Here is a 23,530-nt window from a genome sequence, read left to right as displayed (position 1 = left end):
AGAACTGCTATGAAACAAACAGAAATGCAATATGAGATCAAATTTCTCTTAGATGGTAATCAGTTACTGACAGATGAGCATAAATTGCGTGTTGATCTTATGCATCTAGATCAGGCAGCACATCAACAGCTGGATATTCGCTTTTTGGATACGCCTGAGTTGGATTTGTACCATGCTGGCTGGATTTTGCGCGGACGTCTTAAGCATGGCAAAGATCAATGGGAAATCACTTACAAGAAGCGAATGGAACTTTCCGAGAGCAATAATATAGAACAAGCTGTGCGGTTAGTAGAGGAATCAGGCTTTGATCTGAATGATCCTTTGTTGAGCAAGGAAGTCGATTGGAGTGGAGAATATCAATCGTTGAATCTTTCATACGAGGTGAAAGTAAATATATCCGCACTCAATCATCCCGATGATTGGAAGGATATTTTCCTGAAGTATGCACCGGAACCGCTGCGACGGGAACAATGGGGCAAATTAAATTTCACTACAATGCTATCGCAAACGAGTGTATTTGGCCCGATCACAGCCCATAAATATAAAGGGGAATGGAGCGGTATACAGGAAAGCGCAGAGGTTTGGAATGTCGCTGGTAGCTCCATTGTGGAGATCACAACGGAGGCGACAGGAAGCATAGCAGCGCAAAGCAGTCACGATTTAATGAAAAGGTTGCTGCAACAGCAAGACTTATTGCCGCTACAGCAAGGCATGTCCAAAACAGGCTGGGCGCTAAATAAATTGCTACATGCTGAAGATTCTGTGACCGATCCTTTTCTACTACTTCGCCGGGGAGGATACAATCTCTATTTTCGACATGCACAGCCTGAAAATACACATGATAATGATGTCATGTTAAGTACACTAGGCCGGGAACAGGCTTGGAGGCTGGGTGAACTGCTTACGTCAAAAAAAATCCCTATACAGCTTCCGGTCAGCACGAGTCCGATTAACCGAGCGAGACAAACGGCAGAAATTGCTTTTAGCCAGCAAAATATAAAAATTGAGCCACGTCTGGTACAGAGAGATCTGGATCAGTTGTTAGAGACACCTCCTGAGGCAGGGTTGAATCAAATATTTGTAGCACACCATCACCATTTTAATAACCAGCTGAACCCAAGTGAGAAATTTGGTTATCTAGACCTGGTATTGCTTAAACCTTTAGGAAGGGGAAAAGGATACAAAGTAGTACAAGTGCTAAACTTGCTCCAGGAAGCCTTGATAAAGTATAGCAGTACTGTTTCCGAAGTGGCTATAAAATAGAAGATTGATAAATACATTGTTAGGTTAGAACATAGCTTTATTTTAAAATTATACTTCACAAAAAGGAGCCAATTTCAATGTCAGACTTTCGATTAATACCTTTTACTGTGGAATCCACTGCCGACCAAGCCGACAAAATCCCACAAGGGATTAAAATGATCAAGGCCCCTGAATTATGGAAGAAAGGTCACAAAGGAGAGAATGTCGTAATAGCTGTTATTGACAGTGGTTGTGATGTAAACCATCCCGATTTAAAGAATCGTATAATTGATACGCACAATTTTGTAATATCGGAAGGCAGAACTGATAACGTTACAGATTATAGCGGCCACGGAACTCATGTAGCGGGAACGATTGCTGCATCTGAGAATGGTTCTGGAGTTATAGGAGTTGCCCCTGAAGCGGAACTTGTTGTGTTAAAGGTAATGCAACGTTTTATGGAACAAGGGATTGAAGAGTTTGGCGCTTCAAATCAGAATATTATAGATGCTATTCGATATTGTATAAACTGGAATAAAAATGGTAAAAGAATCAGAGTTATTAATATGTCGCTTGGGGGACCAGATGATAATCCTGCGCTGCATCAGGCAATAAAAGAAGCCGTTGAGAATGACATCCTTATTGTTTGTGCAGCGGGAAATGAAGGTGGTCTAGGAGGGGACTGTGGTGTAAGACATGATGAGTTGAGTTATCCAGGTGCTTATCCCGAAGTTATGGAAGTAGGCGCAGTTGGATTGGATGGCAAGTTTCCTTGTTTCACAAACACAAACCTTGAATTAGACCTGGTTGCGCCAGGTGTTTCCATACAATCTACTTGGCCTGGAGGTGGTTATGCGACGCTTGATGGAACGTCAATGGCTAGTCCACATGTTGCGGGTGCTGCTGCAATTTTGATTAATCTATGTGAGAAAAAATTCGACAGAGTCTTTACAGAGCCTGAAATATATGCCCAGTTAATCAAGCGGACAGACTCTAGAGATGAAGATCCAAAGCTTGTGGGAAATGGAATGTTGAACTTAGATAATTTATGTTTAATCTCTGAATCGGTGTCAAGTGAATCTATAAAAAGAGAACCAGTATCTACTCGCTGATAGAAATGTTGATCGGTTCATCTAGACTTTGAGATCGCCGCGCTTGTGCGATTAGTCAGCACAATGCGCGGCGGTTTACCCTGTCCAGGCTTCTTACCTGTGGAGAGTACCTGGCTCTGCCATTGTGCTAGAAGGATAAAGGAAAAGTGAATACGTTCCTATTGAGCGTTCAAGTGGAGTTTCATTATAGTTTGACACAGGCGTTCACTTATCAAAATGCGGCAAGTCTGCGCATGTTTTCGAATAACTCGGTTGTCGTTGGAATGCTGGCGAAGATCGGACTGATTAACGCTTGGAAGCCGGATAAGCTTGAAACGTATCTATGCGTTGGATAGCAAGACATGGACGTTTGGCGATCCTGTCTCGTCAAAAGCGTGGGTTAACAACATTGTTGCGGCGATTACGAAGTGAGCTAGGGCTGAGTATTTTGTCTGGTTTATAACTTGCGCATAGAAAGCATGAATGGGCGGTTTAACCGCTCTCATCGACGCTTTGGTATAGACTTATAGAGGGGCTAACATCTCGTTGGATCTCTATCCTTCCTCCACTAATGGCCTCAAGCTGATCCGCAGCTGTTGATAAATACATACATTGGTTTTAAGGAAAAAAATCGTTCATAGGAGTTTTTCTCGCTGAACGACTTTTCTTGTATTCTATTCGTTGGGTTCCCATTTTGTTCATTTTCCAGTTTTTTCTTCATCGCCCGTGGCTAAAGGGTTCTTTTCATAGCTAATCTAGTTTAGTTGCTCGTCGACGCAATCAAGCCTGGAAAATACGCCGCATCTCCTGTATACCTATGGACACCTAGATCCCGTGCAAAACTTTAAATTGTGTATACTAAAAACCTATTAAAACAGCTGCGAACTTCCGACATATTATCTAAGAGCTTTTCGCTCAATATTCCTCGGGGAGATGGCAGCATGTCACAAAATATGAAGAAGCGCGTATTCAGATCATCCAGCATCGCGAACACATTGGCCATGGTCTTGTTAGTTATTATCGTTGTCGTCTTTGCAACCTTGGGGACGTTCATGTATGCTAGCACGCAAAGCATGCTTGTCAAGCAGCAAGAGGCCATGCTCCAGACCAAGACGCAGGCTACCGTCAGTCAATTTGATGCGTTATTTAAGGAAAAGGGCTCGCTAGTCAAACAAATGTCGACCAACACCTTATTTAGACAATATATAGAAACCACCGAATCAGCAGAGATGGCGAAAACTTCTCCATATGCTGAGGCAACCAAAGCGACTCTGGCAGCGATTGTCAAGGAAGAACCATCTTTTGCCGACGCCTGGATTGCAGGCATATCTGGTAAGGGCTTCTTTCTTCAGAATGATGGTGCTGCTTCCAAACCGGATTTTGATATCCATTCGCGTCCGTACTTCAAGCCGGCTGTTGAAGCAGACGGTTTGTACTACTCAGAACCCTATAAGGACGTCAATACGGGGAATGTGGTCATGGGCATTTTCTATCCGATCAAGGATAGCAGTAACCAATTAATCGGATTTGCTGCAGTCGATATTGCTTTCAAAGACATCCCGGCCGTTATGCAAAGCTATTCGCTTGGAAGCACAGGTTATTCGATGCTTGCATCCAAAACAGGTGATATTTTGTACCACCCCGATCAAAATAAAGTGCTGAAAGAAAAGATTAACGAAAGCACAGGTGATCTTGGGGAGATCGGAAAGAAAATGATTGCTGGTGAGTCCGGAGTACAGCTCATTAATGATAATGGGGAACGTCGTTATATCGGGTATGCAACCAGTAAAGATACGGGATGGTCCGTAGGTGTAACTATTTCTGAACAAGAGGCGCTCGCAGAATTAAAAGCCTTTACCTGGATTACTATTGGCGGTTTTGCCGCAGCCACCATTCTGCTGGTTGTGATTTGTTATATAACGCTCCGCTATCTGTTGAGATCAATCCCGAAATTGCTTGCCAAAATCAAGCTGATTGAAAATGGAGATTTGACTGTTCAGTTTGATACGCATTCCAACAATGAAATTGGGCAAATCTCTCAAGGAATTTACAATATGGTTCAAAAAATTCAAGGCATGCTCCAAATGGTGGGCGGCTCAGCTCAAGTCTTGAATCAATCATCAAATGATTTGCAATCCATTTCTTCCAGAACCGCAATCACGATGAACGATACGGCGACAGCAATTAATGAAATTGCCAATGCAACGAACTACCAATCTATCGAAACGGATAACATTTTACAAAAAACCGGAGCCTTATCCGGCCAAATTGACGAAATTGCCAATGATGCCAAAGCCATCGAATCGATGGTGCAAATCTCTGCTGAGCAAAGCGGACAAGGGCTTGCAGTAGTAGATCAGCTATCCAGATGGGCGGAAGAAAATCATAATTCCACACAGGCGATGTCGGCTATTATTCAGGATATCGATCTGAGCCGTCACGAGATTTCAGGCATTGTGGATACGGTCAACCAAATTGCAACACAGACCAACCTGCTGGCGCTCAATGCTTCCATTGAAGCTGCACGTGCCGGAGAACAGGGCAAAGGGTTTGCTGTGGTTGCCGGAGAGGTTCGCAAGCTGGCTGAGCAGACAGCGCTAGCAACCCAGGAAATCTACAAGAAGGTCCGTGTCATCGAAGAAAAAACCAGCGTATCGGTTGAGCATACCGTTCATGGTCTGAAAATCGCAGAAGAAAATGCGAGATCGGTAGAGGACACGAAGCAAGTGTTCTTTAGCATTAACAAGGATTTGGAAGATTTGAAATTGCGAATGATCCAGATCAGCACCAACACCTCCAAAGTCCACAAGCACAAAGATGAGATTTTGCAGGCGCTGGAGATCATCTCTTCCACCACGGAGGAGAATTCCGCTTCAACCGAAGAGGTCAGCGCCAGCACGCAGGAACAATTGGAGAGCTTCGAACAGGTTGCTGAACTATCCAAACAATTAAACCAATTGTCCACTAAGCTGCAAGACGAATTAAAGCAGTTTAAGGTTGAGTAACATGGTAGGTGGCGGCGATGCTATGGGATGATGTGACGGAGGAACTGGACAAGTAAAGGCAAGACACTTTATGATGATGAAAATTGGACTTAATGGATCAATAATTCACTCTGAAAGAATCAGGGACTTAAGATGAATATCCATCTTAAGTCCCTTTTTTTGTGTAAAATTAGATTTCCAATTTTTTGAACGGCTGATATACTAAGGAGGCAAGTGAGATGAAGATAAACCTACTTTATCGGGATGAAAAAACGATTGGCGTACGGTTGGACGGGTAAGCGAAGTGGTGAGGTTGCGTCTTGAAGACTGCGACCGTGAACGGAAAGTACTGAAAGTTCGTCAGGGAAAGGGCAGGAAGGATCGGCAAACGCTGCTATCCGAAGCGGCTTTTGCGGTGGTCGAGCAGTATATAGGGTGGGAGCAGCCAGCAGACTGGCTGTTTCCAGGGCAGAGGGAAGGCCGCCACCTGACGGAACGTTCAGCGCAGAAAGTGTTTGAAAAAGCGCTGGCTGAAGCGGGCATTCGCAAACAGGTGAGTATCCATTCGCTAAGGCATTCCTTTGCGACCCACTTGCTGGAAAATGGGATTGATCTTCGCTATATTCAGGAACTGCTAGGGCATCAGAGTGTGCGAACGACGGAGCGGTGTACACATGTGAGCAGACGGGACATTGGGCGGATTCAAAGTCCGTTGGATCGGATGAGCGAGCTGGAGGATTGAAACGCAGAAAGTGCGGGAATAAGGAGAAAAGTGCAGGATTCACGAAGTTCGTGAATATGACAAAGAGAGTATTCTTTCGGAAGTTCGTAAATAAAACGTTATCTGTAATGCCTAAAACATAAAAATGGAGTAATAAAATGAATCCAACAATAACAAAGGGAATTAACATAGCTATTTCAAAGCTGTTTGAAAAAGATCATCATTTGTTAAGTCACGATTTAAATGAAAGAACAATTGCACATAAGTTAGCGGTATATCTTCAAGAAGAATTCCAAGAGTACAATGTGGATTGTGAATACAATAGAAATGTTGACGAAGCGAACAAACAGAAAAGAATCTATGTTCTAGAGTCAGAATGTAAAAGACTCAAAAAGGATTTTATTAAAGACATTGTTGATGACGACACAGAATATATGGGGTTATCAACTTTTCCAGATATAGTGATCCACCGGAGAGGAAAGAATACCGACAACTATTTAGTAATAGAGATTAAAAAATCGACAAATAGACTTGATAGAAGGTTTGATTTTAAAAAATTAGAATGTTATACGGATAAAGAAAGATACAATAATTTGGAATATGATTGGGGCTTATTTATTGATTCGAAACTGGAATGGAAAAAATCAAAAAAACTGAACTAATATGGTTTAAAGAAGGGAAAAGAATACTGTAAAGAACGGCACTTCAGATAACATAATATTCACGCTGCGAGCATGCGCCCTTGGTCCGACAGTCGTCGGACACCCAGCATGCGCTGGGTCGTGAATACAGGGACGTTAACTGAAATCAACGAAATGAGGTGTTTTAAATGAGCAATTCATTATATCACTACTGTAGTAATGATACATTTTTGAACATTATAAAAAATAAAACAATAAGATTGTCGGATATTTCTAAATCAAACGACTATAAAGAAACAAAATGGTTGTTTGAGTACATTGGAGAAGAAATAGTTCGTCAATATAAAGAACATTCATTTTTTAGAGGACAATTGATTTACGGACTAGACGAAGTCACATCCTTGGAACTCATTGTTAAATCTATTAAAGAAAAAATGTTAGAAAGAAGTGAAGAACTATTTTATGTAGCTTGTTTCTCTGAAGAAGGCGATAAACTTAGCCAATGGAGAGGTTACGCAGACGATGGTTATGGCTTATCTATTGGATTTAGTATTGACTCTTTAAAAACATTAATCAATAAAGAGGAGAGTCTAAAGTTATTACAAGTTGAGTACCCAGAGAAAAATAATAATAGCTCCTCTGAGAAGATTAGAAAGCATTCAAAAGATATATTACAAAGTGTATTGCATGCAATTACAGAGGGGGATACAAAAAAAATTTTCTCTAGAGAAACTTACGCAATTGATGTATTTCATGAAATATCTTCAAGGATCTTTATACAAGAGTCAATAAAATATAAAAATCCCTCTTTCAAGGAAGAGGCAGAATGGCGAATAGTTTTTGATGACGAATTAGATAAATATACAAACTGGGAAGATTGGTATGATGAAGTAGAAGATAAATCATTGTTAAGTGGCGATATGGCAGTGCTATTTCCTAATGGCCTGCAATTTAAAGCTTATAGGAATAGAATTGTATCGTTTTTTGACTTATCTTTTAAAGCGTATGCGAAGAATATCATTAACGAAATAATAATAGGCCCTAAATCAGATATACAAGAGGGAGATATTTACCAGATATTGAGCTACTATGGGTACGAGGCAACAGATATAAATATCATTAAATCCAAGAGCACATATAGGTAGTGATTTGTAAGTTAACCATGAAGTCGTTGACATCAGTTAACATAATATTCACGCTGCGGGCGTACGCCCTGGGTCCGGCATCCGCCGGACACCCAACATGCGTCGGGTCGTGAATACAGGAACGTTATAAGATCATTAAATTCGGCTTGGAAGAACAAGGATAGATAAGAGCAGGAAAGAACGGAAGGTAGATCCTATGCGGATCAAGGATTGAAAGTTACGAGCGAAGAGCGGACGAGGAATGCTTCCTAAGCGGAAGCAGAGTGGGATTGAAATTTGGGAGTAGATGCTCCGAAGTCCGCCAATTTAACAACATATAACAATATATTCAGGCATCGGGCATACGCCCTCGGTCCGGCAGAGGGATTCCGGGGAAGCAGAGACAGCCGGACACACTTGGCATACGCCAAGCGTCGCAAATATGGGAACGTTAAGTGAAATTGGCAGGAAGATATAAGCTGAGAAATCTATAGCTTAAGAAGACATTATTGTATTGAGTAGAGGAGCATCTGATGGAAAACATTATATATCTTTCGAAAACAATTTTTGATTGGGACTATTATTCACAATGGGCTACTATTTTACCAGATGATAAATGGGAACGACCTTATGAAATGTGGGAATACTCAAGAGCTTTAGTAGATAACGCAACAACAGAATTTGAATTAGGAGATGGGATTGCTAATTTAAAAAGAGCACTAAATCATAGACTACAGTTGATAGAACGTTCTTATAATCTTAGAAGTATTCATCCTTCATGGAGAAACAAAGGATACTTAGAGATTCTCGAAGATTTTGGATTAGTAAGACCATATTTGATGAAAAGCTTACTTACTATTCGAAATGACATTGAGCATAATGATGCAGATCCACCCGAAAAAGAAAGATGTAAGGAATTTGTTGATATAGTCTGGTATTTCTTAAAATCTACTGATCCACTTGTACAAGTGCTTAAATCTTCAAATGCCTATGACTTATATGACGAAGAAGGATATGAAACTCACTATGGATTTAACTTTGAACTAGACTATAAGGATTTAAATTCGATAAAGATTTCTGGTTGGTTCTATGATGAGTTAATTTTAAATGAACCAAGGGAAGGGTTCTTTGCTGTTGAGTTTAATAGTTTGCACACCAAAAAGAACTGGGAGAGCAGCCCGTATCACAGCGAGAAATTAGAGTCTGATAAGTGGCTTGATGGAAAGATATTGGATTTGGATTCAGAAACTAAAAAAATTATTGTTTCGCAAGTATTATCGGCATTTTAATAAATCTCATTATTGATAAAAAGATTCAATAACTCAAAAAATGATCAACATCACTTAACATAATATTCACACTACGGACATTCGTCCTGGGTCCGGCATTCGCCGGACACCCAGCATGCGCTAGGTCGTGAATACAGTAACGTTATACGACAGTGAGTAGAATAACTCTTGAGGAGTGTTTCATATGATGACAAACAATGATTATAAATTACAAGTGGAGAAGGAACTGGGGAAAGAGTTAAAAGAAATAATGTATGAGTATTGTGTTGAGAAAGATCTTATCCCAGCTGAAATCAGTAGCATACTTAATGTACCTAAAAATACCATAATCCAGTGGAGAAATCAGTTTCGATTTGGTCCACAGCAACGCGCTGCGGATTCATCAAGATTAATACGTCAAAAAGGTATTAATGATTATAAAAATGAACTTCAAAATATTGACTTTAATAGAGAATTTGATTTTAAGGAACATTCGCTAAGCGGGTTCAAAGAATTAATTGAAAGATTTCTTGAATTAGAGAAGTACCGTAGAACAATAATAAACTCAAATGCCCTGGCAGATATGTCGGTTATGATAAGAATAGAAAGTTTGAATGAGATGCTAGGTTATCTCAATGACTATGAAGAAAATCAGCTTTATAAGAGATATGAGCAAGAGATTCAAAACTTAGAAATGTATAAAGATCTTTATAGATAGTAGTTTCAATTCACCGTCGTATAACATAATATTCACGCATCGGGCATATGCCCTCGGTCCAGCAGGGGAATTTCGGGGAAGTAGAAGCAACTGGACACACTCGGCATTCGCCGAGCGTCCTGAATACAAGAACGTTAAGCAAAATTCAATTTACTAGGAGTAATGCTATGAAAGCCTACGAAAATTTCAAAGAAGAAATGCATAAAATCGAATTGCTATACGCAGGCTCTGTGAATTCATATTGGCAAAATAAATTAAGGAATTCGGAGAGGATTGAAGCAGGTTTTATTAAAGAAAATGACCCTATCTATTATGAGCAAGGAAACAACTTCCGAGTAACTATCTCCTCAAACAAGCAAGAATTTGACCAGCTTATGAAAATAGAGTTACCACAAGTTTTGAGAGAGACAATTTTCATACGTTTAATCTCGATTTTAGAGAATTTTTTTATGGATTTGATAAAAGAATTATTTGCTACTCGTAAAGATTTATTTCAAACGAATGAACGTATTGAATACTCCCAAGGGGAGATCCTTTCTTTTGACTCTCTATCAAGCTTACATACAAATATTATTAATAGTGAGTGTAGAAGAATACAAAATCAAGGAATACAAAAGGTCAGCGAATATTTTAAAAAGAAATTTAAAATCGATTTTAATTTATCTGAGGTCAAACTGAAAAAAATCGTAGAAATGCATGATAGACGAAATATTTTAGTTCATCGAATTGGAAAAACGGATGATATTTATAGAAAAAAATATAAATTTGAAGGCTACAAGCTTACAGTTGAAAAGAAATATATAGTCGAGTCTTTTGAAAGCATAAATCTATTTGCAGAATATATATATGGTGCATGTGAAAAATTATTAAAGACAGATAAAAATATAAGTAGTAAAGATCCGAGATTTTCAGTAGAAATTGTTTTAAGAACTCTAACTACTGAATACGTGCCAGTTTTAGATAGAAGCTTCTCTTTTCTTTGCAACGAAGAAATCTTATATCTCAAAGATGTGATTTATAGATATCATTATGATAATTCAGAAAAGATTCATACTATTAAAATGAGTGGCAGCCCTAGTCAAATGAAGTGCTTAATTGATGAATTCACAAAATGTGAAGAACGAAATCAAATAGAAATCATAAAATGTAATACTAAAGAAGGTATAAAGCGAATTAAGTACAAGAACTATAAGTTTTCTTATTCTATGCTAAAGAAAATCGATGAGTTGCTTCCACAAGGGGAGCTACCAGCAGATATAGATCAACTAATAGCAAAAAAATGTGGAATTCGAGTAATACAAGCCAAGCAAGCTATAAAACAAATAATTAAACAAAGATCTGAACAAGAAAAATCGAACTTCGCTTAACATAATATTCACGCTGCGGGCATACGCCCTGGGTCCGACATACGTCGGACACCCAGCATGCGCTGGGTCGTGAATACAGGAACGTTATAGGAAATCAGCGTGAATTTAATAATTTTTTGAAAAGAGGTAAGCTGATGAGGTATGTAGATGAGGTGTCGAAACAAACACTAGACTTCGAAAATATGAGCGAGCAAGATCAATTAGATTTTTTGGATTCTATTTGTGAGAATGATTATAAATTGGTAGATGGAATGGTAATAGAACAAGAATTGTTTTATCAAACTTATTCGTCAGAAATTGAACTTTCAGTATTTCAAGATCGAATAAATTCTTTATTGTTTTACTTAAATATAAATAAAGATTTCATTGAAGGATTCATTGAGACAAGAAAAAAATATTTAGAAAGAAGTCTTTCAAAACCTATTAGTGCCGAGATGGGACATGCTCAAGAAGAATCATACTATAATATTGAGAATTACTTTACTGAATACTTGTATATATCGATAATCTCCTTGCTTTATATCATTCTTGAGAGCACCTTGAAAAATATAGTTGATTTACTTGCCCATAAAATAGGGGGAGAATTTGTTATGTCGTCTCAAAATAAACCAGTGATCAATAAATATATAGATTTTATACGTAGAGAGTGCAATATGAATGTTAATCTACCAAAAGACTTTTGGAAAGAGATTAAACAATTAAGGCAAATCAGAAATCAATTTACTCATTCACTGAAAGACGATTTAGCAGTACACAATAGAGGTGAAAATGAAACTACATATAAGTCGTATTTAACGCATGATTATTGCCTTGAGAGTTTCGGGCTAGTCTGCGAGTTGATTGAAGAAATAGAAAGATTGCTTCTATCAAAATACCCTGAATCTTCAATTTAAATAATAAGTAGTTTTATAGGTTTTGCAAAGAAGTGCTGACATCCTATAACATAGTATTCACGCTGCGGACATTCGTCCTTGGTCCGGCATTCGCCGGACACTCAGCATATGCTGAGTCGTGAATACAAGAACGTTATAGGAAATCAGCGCAATGAAAATACCAAAAAAAATTAAACTTTATTTAGGAGGGTCAAGATGAGCAGTAAAGTAATTCTTGATGCATTAATTCCGAGGGAAGATTTTGATATTAAAGATGAAAGTGGCATAGCGGTTAATCGAAACATCTTAACTATGTCTGTCACTGATTTAGATTATAATTCGTTCCTTTTTTCTGCAATAAAAAAACCTGATTTTCAAAGAGAAACAAATGAATGGACCCCCCAAAAGATTCATCAATTAGTCCTTAGTTTTATTGAAGGTGAATTAATACCAAGTATTATTTTATGGAAGAGTTTATCGAATTATATATTCGTAATTGATGGGTCACATAGAATCAGCGCTCTAGCTGCGTGGATCAATGATGATTATGGGGATGGAACGATTTCCAGAGAGTTTTTTGATAATGAAATACCTCTCGAACAAAAAAAATCGGCTAATCAAACTAGAGAATTAATAAACAATACTATTGGTAGTTATAAAGAGTTAAAGGGCTTGGTACGACAATCATCCAATGATGAAACCAAAAATAAACTTGCAAAAAGTTTGGGATCGCTAGCGCTGCAATTACAATGGGTAGAAGGTAATTCTCAAAAAGCAGAGGAATCTTTCTTTCGTATAAATCAACAGGGGACCCCAATTAGTGACACTGAAATAAAACTAATTAAGGCAAGGTCATCTGCAAATGGTCTTGCAGCTAGGGCGATTGTAAGAAGTGGTAAAGGTCATAATTATTGGGCTAAATTTGAGGAAAACATTCAGACCGAAATATATAAGATTGCAAAAGAGATAAATGAAATTTTATTTTTACCAGAATATAAAAGTCCTATTAAGACTTTGGACTTGCCGATAGGTGGCTCGTTATTATCGGATCAAGGTCAACATCTCATACTAGAGACTATTAATATTGCAAAGGGACTAAAAGATAACGATATTTTAGAAGTCGATTCAACTGGAGAAAATACACTTGAATTTCTGAAAGAATGTCGTAAAGTTGTTAGAAGGGTCAACTCGATGCATCCATCATCTCTAGGACTTCATCCTGTAGTATTTTTTTATAACATGAGGGGTAATCATAAAATTGCGTCGTACTATTCAATTTTGGGATTTATCAAATACTTAGAGGAGAAAAATAAGTTTGAAGAATTTACAAAAGTAAGAGATAAATTCGAGGAAATAATGATTCATTATGAATATTTAGTCCAGATCATTGTAAGGCGATACAGACAATCTACACGCGGAAGAAAATTTATAACTCAATATTACATTACAATTATGGATTTATTATTGAGTAATAAAGATATTGGAGAAACTATGCATATTCTATTCTAGTTAATTCAAAAGAGTTCGGATATCTGTCAAAAGAAATCATGACACTAGATGAAGTAAATAGTAATAGATTTACAGATGGGAGAAAGTCTAATGTATTTATTCTTGAAGCCCTAAAAACAGCACCAAGATGTGCAATTTGTGGAGGGTATTTGCATAAAAATTCAATAACAATAGATCATAAAATTAGAGCACAAGATGGCGGCAATGGTTCAGTTGAGAATGGTCAATTGGCCCATCCTTATTGTAATTCAACTATTAAAAATTAGCTTCTGTAATAAGCTTCTCTATGAAGGCACTGACATCCTATAACTTCCGATTCACACCGCGTCACTTCGTTCCTTGGTCTGCCTTTACGGCAGATAACCCCTGACGGGGTTCGTGAATCGGGAAAACGTTATGTGAAACTTAAGAAACGAAGGAGATAGTATAATTGTTCAGCAAAGAAGATATAGTAAAAATGATCAATAGTGAAGAAAATAAAGAAATTGAGTTCAAAGAATCAATTTCAGGCTTAAAAGCAGAAGATATTGTTGCCTTTGCCAATTCTAAAAGCGGCGGAGTAATCCTTATTGGTGTAAGAGATGGAGCCGCTTCTGATGGTAGGCAAATTGGGTCTATTATTGGCTGTAAGGTCAATGACTCTGCAAGACTTACTATTTTAGATAAAGCACAAAGCTGCAGGCCAGCTGTAAATCTTAATATAACTAGTCATGGAATAGACGGAAAAAATATTTATGTGATTGAAATTCCAGGCGGAGAATATAAACCCTATTGTACTGAAGGAGGAACCTATCGTATAAGAGCAGATGGAAGAAAGCGCTCATTGTATCCCAATGAGTTATTATCTTTATTTATGGAAAGTGAAAGAGAAAAATTCATTATGAGTTTCAGAGATGCAACAACTTCAATTGAAACTCAATTAGAAAAAACGAGAACTATAATTGTAGAAGAAACAAGTAAAATGGCATCTACACTCACTAACTTTGAAGAGACAGTTTATCCTACGTTAGATAGCATAGAGAGTAGCGCATCTAGTGCAGAATCGAGTTCAGATAATGTAGAAAATGCTATTACTAGTATTGAAAACAACATTAAAGATATATGGTCAGTTTTATCGCTATCTCTTCATATATTGCCTTCAATTAGATCTAAATTAGATAAAGAGCATAATAAAGATTCTCTTGAATTAATAGTCACTGAAATCACAGAGAAGTATCTGCATAAATATATTGATAATGAAGAGAGTTTAACAGACAAAAAAATAAAAGATCATATTTTCTTTCTTAGAATACTTTTTCCTAGTCTGAGTGAGAAAGTAATTATAGATGTATGGAATAGGTCTTTAAAGAAAATAATTGGCTCTAGATAACTTTAGGAAGGTTGAAGCATCACATAACAATATATTCACGTATCGGGCATATGCCCTTGGTCCGGCAGGAACCGCACACCCCGACATTCGCCGGGGTGGTGAATACAGTGAACGTTATCAGCAATTCGTAAAAGGAGATTTAATAGTGGAAACCATTTGGAATAGCATTATAAGCTCTACCTCTTTCGTGAATACAGTAACAATATTTTCGTTGTTTTTAACAGTAATTTTTTTCGTATATCAAGAACAACGTTCTAGAAAGGAACATACAAGAGAAAGATTGCGATTGAGAGATGAGATTACAAATTTAATAATAAGAAACCATGTTAGTAATGGAGTTCCTATTTCTGAGGTTGATTTGCAGATTGTGATAGATGGATTTGAGTCACTTAGAAATAGTTCATTAAAATTGAGTACTGTTGAAGTAATAGAAATGGTATATGCAAAAGTGTATGAAAATGAGCATATAAGTAACGAGATGCGAGTTCAATTACTTAAAGAACTTGAAGGTATCTTAAATAGTTATTCAACTGGTTTATTAGAGAATAAACTCAATGAAGATGATGAAATAAATATAAACTCACGAATGACTGTTTTGCTATCTTTTCCAGTTTTAATGCTTGTACTGGCTCTAGTTAATTTCCTTACAGAAAAAGCGAATATGAATGTTTTTGGTTCTACTATAATAATGTTGACCTTATTTTTTGGGTATGCGTATATTACCCCAACATTAAATAGCTGGCTCGAAAAACTCATTAATGGTAAAGGGCAAAAAGAAGAAAAGAATAAACTTCCAGAGAGAATGTTACAAGTTAACGAGAATAAACTTAACTTATCAGATCCTGATACCTTAGTTGAGGTGAGCTTTGAACAATTATTCCAAAACAGAAAATACATTCATGAAGTTATAGAACAAAGAATGATCCTTGAAAAGATTCTAACTAATCTTTATGCGAAAATTTTTGATGAAAGATCTAGATTATCTATTTCTAGAATGATTTCTTTATTAGTTAGAGAGAACATATTAGATCAAAACTTGGCCTACTCTTTAAAAAAATTATATCAATATAGTAGCTTTGTAATACACGAAGGTAAACTGCATCAAGAAGTAAGTTCTTACGAAGACTTAATAAATAATTTAAAATCAGCAACCAGTTTACTAAATCAGATCATCAACAGTTCAAATGATCAATGAATCATAGAAAAATCTTAAAAGAATGAACTTCTGATAACAATATATTCACGCTGTGGGCCATGCGGCCCTGGTCCGGCATTTTGCCGGACACCCGACATACGTCGGGTCGTGAATACAGGAACGTTATACGACAGAATCAAAATGAAAAAGAGCCAGAAGGCTCTCAATCTAAAGATATATGTAATTCGTTATGCAGGTGAAGAGCGTCCTTAAAACCTTGCAAATAAATTTCACGTTCTAAAATAGCTTGAACAGAAAGCTCAGCATCATCGTAAAGGAATAGGGTCTTCTGTATATTCTCCGGTACTTCTTCATGTAACTGCTTGAAGTAGAGATTCCGCTCGGATGAGAACTGGTTGTAGCTGGAGTTGTTTTTGATAAGCTCGCCATATAAAGATTCAATTCGAGTCTGAATCAGTGAATCAAGTAAGACTTCTAAAGAATTATGCATTTTAAACACCATCCAATGTATTTGATTTTATGAATAAAAGTTCAAGTTATTAAATATAATTTTAACATAACAAATAATTAAGCCAATGCATGTTGAAGATGTTTTTGATAAAGAAAATATACTTTCATATAATTAAAGAAAAATTCACTTGATGTGTGAAAGGAATATTAGATGATTAGTTATAAACCTTTTCAAAAATTATTGATCGACAGGGAGATTAAGAAGCAGGATTTATTGAAAATGACAGGTATCTCGTCTGCAACAATGGCGAAACTCAATACGAACGAATATGTGTCATTAGAAGTGATTGATAAATTATGTACGGCTTTAGGTTGTCAGCCAGGAGATTTATTGGAACATATAGCAGAACAATGACAGAATAGAATCAAGAATGAATGTTGGTTAATCGAAGAAGTGATTCCATCGTATAACATAATATTCAAGCAGCGGCTCCGTTGGAGCCTTGGTCTGCGAGAAGGATTTCAGGGAAGCATTTCAGCAGACAATCCCTTCGGGGTTCATGAATATAGGAATGTTATACGCAATTACTGAAAAAGTGAGGAGAAATTATGAAGTTCTTTTTTAGCTCAATGTATATTCATGAGGAAATAATGAGTTTTGAAGATCTTGTTAATAAGGTTGATATTAAATTAGTTGAGCTTATACCTGACACCAATATTTGCATTTATTTGAGAGACCTTTATAAGGAACCTAGCTCAATTGTTAAGAGAGAGGCTATATGGAATGAATTAAGGGATCTGCTTAGAAATATTGAGAATAATGATGTTTTGATAGATTATTCTCTAGGTATCGAGGAAGCATGTAGAAGCTTAAGTAATTTTGAGATTAATTTTGATAAACTTAATGATATGAAAAACTCTATTAAACATCTCTTTGAAATGAATTATTTTGAGATGTTGGAGCATAGTAAGCTAATTAAATTTGATCCCCCGATTAAAGATCAGACATTTAAGAGTCCTTCAAAGCTTGACAGCTTAGAAAGTGTTAGTACATTTCAAGGCCTGTTATTTGTTAATTATGCTTGTCTTATGAAGCTATTTTTACTTCGGAATAGTAATCCGTCTGAGAATAATGCCGATTTGATGATTGACTATTTAAGATTTGTTCAGAGTGAAGTTGACTTATTTAGTACCTCGACCACATTGTTTGCTCACTTTTATATGAGTGGTAATTCATCTATTACTAATTTACTTCACAAATCTAAGAGTAAAAAAATTGAGGATAGGATTCATACTTTTTGGAATGCAGCAATAGATCTAACCTTTCCTGCATTAGTTAGTCAACAATTTATTAAGAATAATACAATTCCTGTATTCGTGACTGCAGATGAAAGATTAAGGCAGATTTTTGATGCTATGAAAATTAGAGTTATGATTAATAATGGCAGTGAAATTGCATTACCCCCGCTTGTAGAAGTAGATCTCTCAAAGACGAACTGGTCAAATACAGAGTTAGATAAAATCAATCGTTATTATGATAAAATAATGTTTAGTAGAAAGTTAAAGTTTATTAATGGTAGCTTTAATGAAGAAAAACTTATAAATAAATTACGTGCTTTATGTTTATTGTTAGAAAAGGAGATCAAAAATCATTTTGAACTACAAGCTTGATAATTGGAAGAAGACTGCAACAGCGTATAACAATACATTCACGCATCGGGCCATGCGGCCCTCGATCCGCGAGAAATATTTATAGGGGAGCGAAGTCAGCGGACAACCCTGCACCACCTAACCGCGTCGCGGCCAGTGGCTACGCTCCTTTAAGGTGGTGAGAGTTCTTGAATACAAGAATGTTGATGAAACCGAAAAAAATAAATTTGGGGGCCTGACGATGAAGATCGCAGTTCATTTTAATGCAAACCATCCCACGATCAATACAAGTTTTTATGGAATACCGCTCCTTGAAAAAGTTTTTTTAAGTTTATTGAAATATAGGAATTTAAATATTTCGACTAAAATATTTATTGGAGATTTGCTACTTTTAAATCTTGCATATGAATACGAAAGAACGAGTTCTGGAACGATAGGAAACTTTAACAAAGAAAAATATTTTGAAGTAATTAATGGATGGATTTTTACCGGCAATAACATTTGGAGAAACTTCGATTATGACAGAATTGAGGAAGTTATAAGCTCTAATGTATTTGCAATATGCTTTGAGAATATTGATTTTGATTTAGCCGAATTTTTACATATGGAACTAAAGGATTACCCACCGTATTTAGGAGCGATTGAAGTCGATGAGGTTTCTGAGTTACATTGGGAATTATACTCTCAATCACTGTCGCCAAAGTACAGAATTATTAATGATAGAATAAATATCTTTTGGGACGGAATAAATGAAGGAAGTAAAGATAATGGTTGGTTTGATTTTTTGGTAAAGTGTGGGTTTATAGGAGTTGAGTTTGAGAGTTTAGAAGGGAAATATTCTATTTTTGATAAATACCATAACTTCAAACATGCACGAAGAGTTGCAGAATGGAAAAAACGGAGTAATAATTTTTTAGCATTTGTATCAGATGAAGTAGTAACTAGACTTTCGGACGCTGCACCGGATTTGGGAAATAAATTATGGGCTGCATTTAAAACATTTGATGTTGCAGAGACAGAAGAACAGTATGCTCAAGTTACTGCATCTTGCAGAAGGATTATCGAATACGTTGCCGATAGCCTATTCCCCCCAACAGATGAAGAACACGAAGGAAGAAAGCTGAAAGGGCCTCACTATAAAAATCGCTTACTTGCCTATGCAGATGTTGAAAGAAGAAGTGATACTAATATTGATGTTGTCATTGCGAGTACAAATTTGCTCAGTGAACAAATTGATAAATTGGTAGGGCTAGTAAATAAAGGAGTCCATACAGAAGTATATAGAGAAGAAGCAAGAAGATGTCTTATTCGGACTGTTTTACTACTTGATGATTTTATTTCTTTGAAAAAAGATCCATTTAAAATAAACATGCATCTTCTGGATCTGTAATTCTCAGATTTCCTCGACTTCGTCTGACATACCATTCACACTGCGCTCTTACACTCCTTGGTCTGATGGAAAAGAATTAAAGAAAAATTTACTTGATGTGTGAAAGGAATGTCAGATGATTAGTTACAAACCTTTTTAAAAATTATTGATCGACAGAAGATTAAGAAGCAGGATTTAATGAAAATGATGGGTATTTCGTCCGCTATAATGGCGAAGCTCAATACTAATGAGTTTGTATCATTTAGAAGTGATTGATAAATTATATACTGCTTTAGGTTGTAAACCAAGGGATTTGTTGGAACACATAGTGGAGGAATGACCAATTAGTTAAAGCATCAAGAATGAATGCTGGTTAATCAAAGAAGCGATTCCATCGTATAACATAATATTCAAACTGCGGCTCCGTTGGAGCCTTGGTCTGCGAGGTGGATTTCGGAGAAGCATTTCAGCAGACAACCCCATTGGGGTTCATGAATACAGAAACGTTATCTGCAATTACAATAAATTAAAATATACTGGGGAGTGAGAAGCTTTGACCGCAACCTTCACTAAAGTTGTCGGAATTGGATTTGTTCTTTTAGCTATATTGAGACTTACGCCTCTTATTGATATTACCGGGAAGTGGTTGCTATATATATCTATAGCGGCATTTTTTCTTATCCTATGCGATCTCATTGAATTCATGATTGAGAGAATAATGGAAAATAAGAAATTAAAATCAAATAAATTTCTTACGAGTCTACGTTCTTTGTTTCTTAGTTGTGCTGTACTGGCTATTATTGTTTTACCAAATATAAAAATAGATCTATCTGTTAAGCAAGTGAATGCTTTTGGTGATGCAATTACATTAATTAGTTTAGGCATAGCAATAACGTTAATTGGTTTTAAAACCGAGAGAAAAGAACCTATTTCAATAGTGAGACAAGAGACAAAGGAGAACGAAATTAGAGAATTTTTAAGTTCAAATGAAGGGGGCGAAATCATTAAAAAACACATTGAAGAATTATCACAAACAAATAAATAGAAAAGAAATAATCCAGAGTTAATTCATAAGAAGTAGTAACAGCAGATAACAATATATTCACGCTGCGGGCATACGCCCTTGGTCCGGCATTCGCCAGACACCCAGCTTACGCTGAGTCGTGAATACGGGAACGTTAAGTGAAATTCCGAGGCAAAATTGAAAGGAAGCTAAAGGATGATTAATGGAGATCAATTAAATCAATTTGAGACTGCAAAAAATTATCAAGAAGCCTTTCTGTCAACGAAAAGAGAGTGGGACAAAGGGAAGCGTGACTTGAGTATATGCTTGAATTTAGGTTTTATATCCTGGTATTTGAGTGTCGAATCTGGAAATACGTTTGTTACTCAGGGGCTTGATGATAACGATTATGAAATGATTGAATTGACATTAAACGAAATTACAGAAGAAGGGATACATAATTTCTCGAAAGAGACGCAGTTTTTATTGATTTTCGGTTATATGATCACTTTGTTTCCTCATCATTTTGGAGACTATGAGCATTGGGAAAGCATGGGGAAAAACATGCTGTCAAAAGCATACGAGTTGGAACCAAATGATCCAATAATTGAAATGGTTTTTCTTGCGGACAGTATGAGAAGTGAAGGTTATAAAAATGCTTGTTTAAGAGCAAAAGAACATATTAAAGACAGATTTAAGAATAAAGAATTAATGGATAAATATTTTCAAGACGTATTTGATAGGTAATTCAGAGGAACATAACTTAACATAATATTCACGCTGCGGACATTCGTCCTAGGTCCGGCATTCGCCGGACACCCAGCATGTGCTAGGTCGTGAATACAGGAACGTTATCGGAAATTCGGGGGGAACCCTAAAAATAAGGAGAAATAAATGAACAGCATTAAAAGCTTTCTAAAAGATGTAAGAGATAATAATTATAAAGTTCCTAATGGAACAGACATAGATCAAGTAGTTCATGAAATGATTAAACACATTGGGTCGATTGATGACGAATTAAGGGATAAGCTCATTTATAGAACTTTATATAGATGGATAATGAATCAAGAACTAAGTATAGAATTAGTCAGACAAGTATTATACGTGACTTTAGATGATGATCATTTATTCTATGGAATTGGTGATAACGATCAAGATACAGTGTTTACACGTTCTTTTTCAGCCCTGTTCATTCCGCTTGCTTTACATTATAACGATATTTTTAATTATTTAACTGAACATGAATATGAATATATTTACTCTAGAATGACATTATATTTTGAACTTGAGAAGGATTTTAGAGGATATATATTAGATAAGGGATGGGCACATTCGATTGCACATGCTGCTGATGGTTTAGATTCTATTTCAGCCGCATCTTATTATTCTCAGAAACATTTATTGGTTATTTTAGAGTTGATAGGGGAAAAGGCTTGTGTTAATAACTATTATTTTATAAACGATGAAGATGAAAGAATGGCAGAAGTAGTAATTCAAATTGTAAAGCGTGATATCCTTATGAAAGATATTTTAATTAATTGGGTGCAACAGCTTGGGGGCATTGAAAGATTAGAAATATATCCACAATATGACACAATTAGAGGGAACATCAAGAATCTTTTGCGAAGTGTATATTTTAAATTACTGAATATTAGCGGATCTGAGGATATAACTAAAGAAATACTAAAAACATTAAACCAGCTCTAAAAAAACTAAACTTTAGTTAAATCGAAGAAGTCCCGAACATCCGATAACACAACATTCCTACTGCGGGCATTCGCCCTTGATCGCTAGGAGGATTTGCAAGAAGATTATTCAGGCGATACATTCAACCAGCTAAGTCTGACGACCTGTTTCCTGCGGTCACTTAAGCTGCTTGAACGTCAGGAATGCCAAACGTTATCAGAAATTGGGGCTTTTAAGTATAATATATATAAGATCAGAGATCCACATCTAGGTAATTCGAGGAGGCACAGACAATGTTAGTTAAAGGTTTCAATCATTTGACCATTAATGTCAAGAATCTGGATAAATCATTGGATTTTTATACTCAGATTCTTGGATTGATGATTAGACATAAAGGAAATAAAGATGCATATTTAGAATGGGGAACTGCTTGGATCTGCCTAGTTGAACAAGAAAATTACTCTGAGAATATAGAGAGAAAGTTAGGATTTGACCATATAGCTTTTTATATTGAAGAGGAGTATTTCATGGATGCTGTTAAGGTACTTCAAGAGAATGAGGTTCACATAGTGAGAGGCCCTATACAGAGAGGATTAGGTTGGACAATCAATTTCTTAGATCCAGATGGAATACAGCTTGAATTACATACTTCAAATTTAGAAGAAAGAATGAAGATATGGAAATAACAATAATACAAGAGATAATGTAGGTATTTTGAAGAGGGCCCCAACATCTGATAACATTGCATTCAACGCAGCGGGGCGGGACAAGCCCGACCCTTGGTCCGGCAGAGGGATTTCGGAGAAGTAGAGGCAGCCGGACACATCCGACTTCGTCGGACGTCGTGAATACGGGAACGTTATACGACAGAATCAGAAATAATAGAAATAGAAAAAGAGGATCATATGATCCTCTAGATGTTAGAATTTTTCAATTCACTAAAGAGTTGTAGAGCGTCTTTGAAACCTTGTATGTAGATGCTTCTTTCTAAGATGGATTGGAGAGATATTTGAGCATCTTCGTACAGAAAAACCGTATGTTGAAGTTGATCGGGTAACGCTTCGCGAAGCGTTCTAAAGTATCGATCTGTCTCCGAAGAAAGCTGATTATACCCCGTATGGTACTCCAGAAGCTCAGCGAAGAGTAATTCTAAACGTATTCTTATAAGCGGCTCTGTTAATGATTCTAATTTATTAATCATATGTTATCCCTCTTCTAATTAACTCTACAGAGTTATTATATAACCTTATAAAGTTAATTGTAAGGTGAATATTTGACGTTATAGAGTTAAAACTTCGCTTTTCGTTGAT

23 protein-coding genes and 2 pseudogenes are annotated in these 23,530 nt (G+C 36.5%); 23 read left to right on the top strand and 2 right to left on the bottom strand.

Going from position 1 to position 23,530, the window contains the following annotated elements:
- Positions 1 to 9 precede the first annotated feature (9 nt).
- The 15 genes and pseudogenes from MKY35_RS18080 to MKY35_RS18010 all read left to right on the top strand — a co-directional run bounded on the left by MKY35_RS18080 (position 10) and on the right by MKY35_RS18010 (position 16,101).
- The gene (locus MKY35_RS18080) at positions 10 to 1,263 is read left to right on the top strand and encodes a histidine phosphatase family protein (RefSeq protein WP_342444421.1); all 1,254 of its coding nucleotides are present in this window, start codon (positions 10 to 12) and stop codon (positions 1,261 to 1,263) included.
- 77 nt (positions 1,264 to 1,340) lie between these two features.
- Positions 1,341 to 2,354, top strand: a complete 1,014-nt coding sequence (locus tag MKY35_RS18075) for a S8 family peptidase (RefSeq protein ID WP_342444420.1) — start codon at positions 1,341 to 1,343, stop codon at positions 2,352 to 2,354.
- A gap of 170 nt (positions 2,355 to 2,524) precedes the next feature.
- A pseudogene (locus tag MKY35_RS18070) lies at positions 2,525 to 2,765 on the top strand (iron-siderophore ABC transporter substrate-binding protein); the annotation flags it as partial.
- Between the two features lie 509 nt (positions 2,766 to 3,274).
- Positions 3,275 to 5,338, top strand: a complete 2,064-nt coding sequence (locus MKY35_RS18065; RefSeq protein ID WP_342444419.1) for a methyl-accepting chemotaxis protein — start codon at positions 3,275 to 3,277, stop codon at positions 5,336 to 5,338.
- A gap of 283 nt (positions 5,339 to 5,621) precedes the next feature.
- On the top strand, positions 5,622 to 6,059 hold the full coding sequence (locus MKY35_RS18060; RefSeq protein ID WP_013372331.1) for a tyrosine-type recombinase/integrase: 438 nt from the start codon (positions 5,622 to 5,624) through the stop codon (positions 6,057 to 6,059).
- A gap of 137 nt (positions 6,060 to 6,196) precedes the next feature.
- Complete coding sequence (locus MKY35_RS18055) at positions 6,197 to 6,700, top strand: hypothetical protein (RefSeq protein ID WP_342444418.1); 504 nt, start codon at positions 6,197 to 6,199, stop codon at positions 6,698 to 6,700.
- 167 nt (positions 6,701 to 6,867) lie between these two features.
- Positions 6,868 to 7,824 (top strand): DUF2971 domain-containing protein, encoded by a 957-nt coding sequence (locus MKY35_RS18050; protein WP_013372329.1) that lies wholly within the window; start codon positions 6,868 to 6,870, stop codon positions 7,822 to 7,824.
- Between the two features lie 512 nt (positions 7,825 to 8,336).
- Positions 8,337 to 9,092, top strand: coding sequence for a hypothetical protein (locus MKY35_RS18045; protein WP_013372328.1), 756 nt, complete (start codon positions 8,337 to 8,339; stop codon positions 9,090 to 9,092).
- 184 nt (positions 9,093 to 9,276) lie between these two features.
- Positions 9,277 to 9,789, top strand: coding sequence for a hypothetical protein (locus tag MKY35_RS18040; protein WP_013372327.1), 513 nt, complete (start codon positions 9,277 to 9,279; stop codon positions 9,787 to 9,789).
- A 167-nt stretch (positions 9,790 to 9,956) separates the two neighbouring features.
- The gene (locus MKY35_RS18035; RefSeq protein WP_025679186.1) at positions 9,957 to 11,156 is read left to right on the top strand and encodes a hypothetical protein; all 1,200 of its coding nucleotides are present in this window, start codon (positions 9,957 to 9,959) and stop codon (positions 11,154 to 11,156) included.
- 182 nt (positions 11,157 to 11,338) lie between these two features.
- Positions 11,339 to 12,049, top strand: coding sequence for a hypothetical protein (locus MKY35_RS18030; protein WP_230493883.1), 711 nt, complete (start codon positions 11,339 to 11,341; stop codon positions 12,047 to 12,049).
- Positions 12,050 to 12,244: 195 nt separating this feature from the next.
- On the top strand, positions 12,245 to 13,537 hold the full coding sequence (locus MKY35_RS18025; RefSeq protein WP_342444417.1) for a DUF262 domain-containing protein: 1,293 nt from the start codon (positions 12,245 to 12,247) through the stop codon (positions 13,535 to 13,537).
- 38 nt (positions 13,538 to 13,575) lie between these two features.
- Positions 13,576 to 13,803, top strand: coding sequence for an HNH endonuclease signature motif containing protein (locus MKY35_RS18020; RefSeq protein WP_342444416.1), 228 nt, complete (start codon positions 13,576 to 13,578; stop codon positions 13,801 to 13,803).
- Positions 13,804 to 13,967: 164 nt separating this feature from the next.
- Positions 13,968 to 14,906, top strand: a complete 939-nt coding sequence (locus MKY35_RS18015) for an ATP-binding protein (RefSeq protein ID WP_342444415.1) — start codon at positions 13,968 to 13,970, stop codon at positions 14,904 to 14,906.
- A gap of 145 nt (positions 14,907 to 15,051) precedes the next feature.
- Entirely contained in the window at positions 15,052 to 16,101 is a 1,050-nt protein-coding gene (locus MKY35_RS18010; RefSeq protein WP_342444414.1) for a hypothetical protein, read from the top strand.
- 163 nt (positions 16,102 to 16,264) lie between these two features.
- Here MKY35_RS18010 and MKY35_RS18005 read toward each other — a convergent pair whose 3' ends face one another.
- Positions 16,265 to 16,552, bottom strand: a complete 288-nt coding sequence (locus MKY35_RS18005; RefSeq protein WP_341039712.1) for a hypothetical protein — start codon at positions 16,550 to 16,552, stop codon at positions 16,265 to 16,267.
- A gap of 171 nt (positions 16,553 to 16,723) precedes the next feature.
- On the opposite strand from MKY35_RS18005, the gene MKY35_RS18000 reads away from it, so the two are divergent.
- The 8 genes and pseudogenes from MKY35_RS18000 (at position 16,724) to MKY35_RS17965 (ending at position 22,906) form a co-directional block, all read left to right on the top strand.
- Complete coding sequence (locus MKY35_RS18000) at positions 16,724 to 16,927, top strand: helix-turn-helix transcriptional regulator (protein ID WP_019686344.1); 204 nt, start codon at positions 16,724 to 16,726, stop codon at positions 16,925 to 16,927.
- 236 nt (positions 16,928 to 17,163) lie between these two features.
- Positions 17,164 to 18,183, top strand: coding sequence for a hypothetical protein (locus MKY35_RS17995; RefSeq protein WP_342444413.1), 1,020 nt, complete (start codon positions 17,164 to 17,166; stop codon positions 18,181 to 18,183).
- Between the two features lie 220 nt (positions 18,184 to 18,403).
- Complete coding sequence (locus MKY35_RS17990) at positions 18,404 to 19,552, top strand: hypothetical protein (RefSeq protein ID WP_342444412.1); 1,149 nt, start codon at positions 18,404 to 18,406, stop codon at positions 19,550 to 19,552.
- Between the two features lie 145 nt (positions 19,553 to 19,697).
- Positions 19,698 to 19,871: pseudogene (locus MKY35_RS17985) on the top strand (helix-turn-helix transcriptional regulator).
- 213 nt (positions 19,872 to 20,084) lie between these two features.
- Entirely contained in the window at positions 20,085 to 20,576 is a 492-nt protein-coding gene (locus tag MKY35_RS17980) for a hypothetical protein (RefSeq protein ID WP_342444411.1), read from the top strand.
- A 174-nt stretch (positions 20,577 to 20,750) separates the two neighbouring features.
- Complete coding sequence (locus MKY35_RS17975) at positions 20,751 to 21,281, top strand: hypothetical protein (protein WP_342444410.1); 531 nt, start codon at positions 20,751 to 20,753, stop codon at positions 21,279 to 21,281.
- A 147-nt stretch (positions 21,282 to 21,428) separates the two neighbouring features.
- Positions 21,429 to 22,241 (top strand): DUF2785 domain-containing protein, encoded by an 813-nt coding sequence (locus MKY35_RS17970; protein WP_342444409.1) that lies wholly within the window; start codon positions 21,429 to 21,431, stop codon positions 22,239 to 22,241.
- A gap of 272 nt (positions 22,242 to 22,513) precedes the next feature.
- The gene (locus MKY35_RS17965) at positions 22,514 to 22,906 is read left to right on the top strand and encodes a VOC family protein (RefSeq protein ID WP_209950156.1); all 393 of its coding nucleotides are present in this window, start codon (positions 22,514 to 22,516) and stop codon (positions 22,904 to 22,906) included.
- 227 nt (positions 22,907 to 23,133) lie between these two features.
- On the opposite strand, the gene MKY35_RS17960 is transcribed toward MKY35_RS17965, so the two are convergent.
- Entirely contained in the window at positions 23,134 to 23,421 is a 288-nt protein-coding gene (locus MKY35_RS17960) for a hypothetical protein (RefSeq protein ID WP_342444408.1), read from the bottom strand.
- Positions 23,422 to 23,530: the final 109 nt, after the last annotated feature.

This window comes from Paenibacillus sp. FSL L8-0638 (assembly GCF_038593075.1).
In the GTDB taxonomy this organism is placed as follows: Bacteria; Bacillota; Bacilli; order Paenibacillales; family Paenibacillaceae; genus Paenibacillus; species Paenibacillus polymyxa_D.
This window is presented reverse-complemented; position numbering and strand designations above follow the sequence as displayed.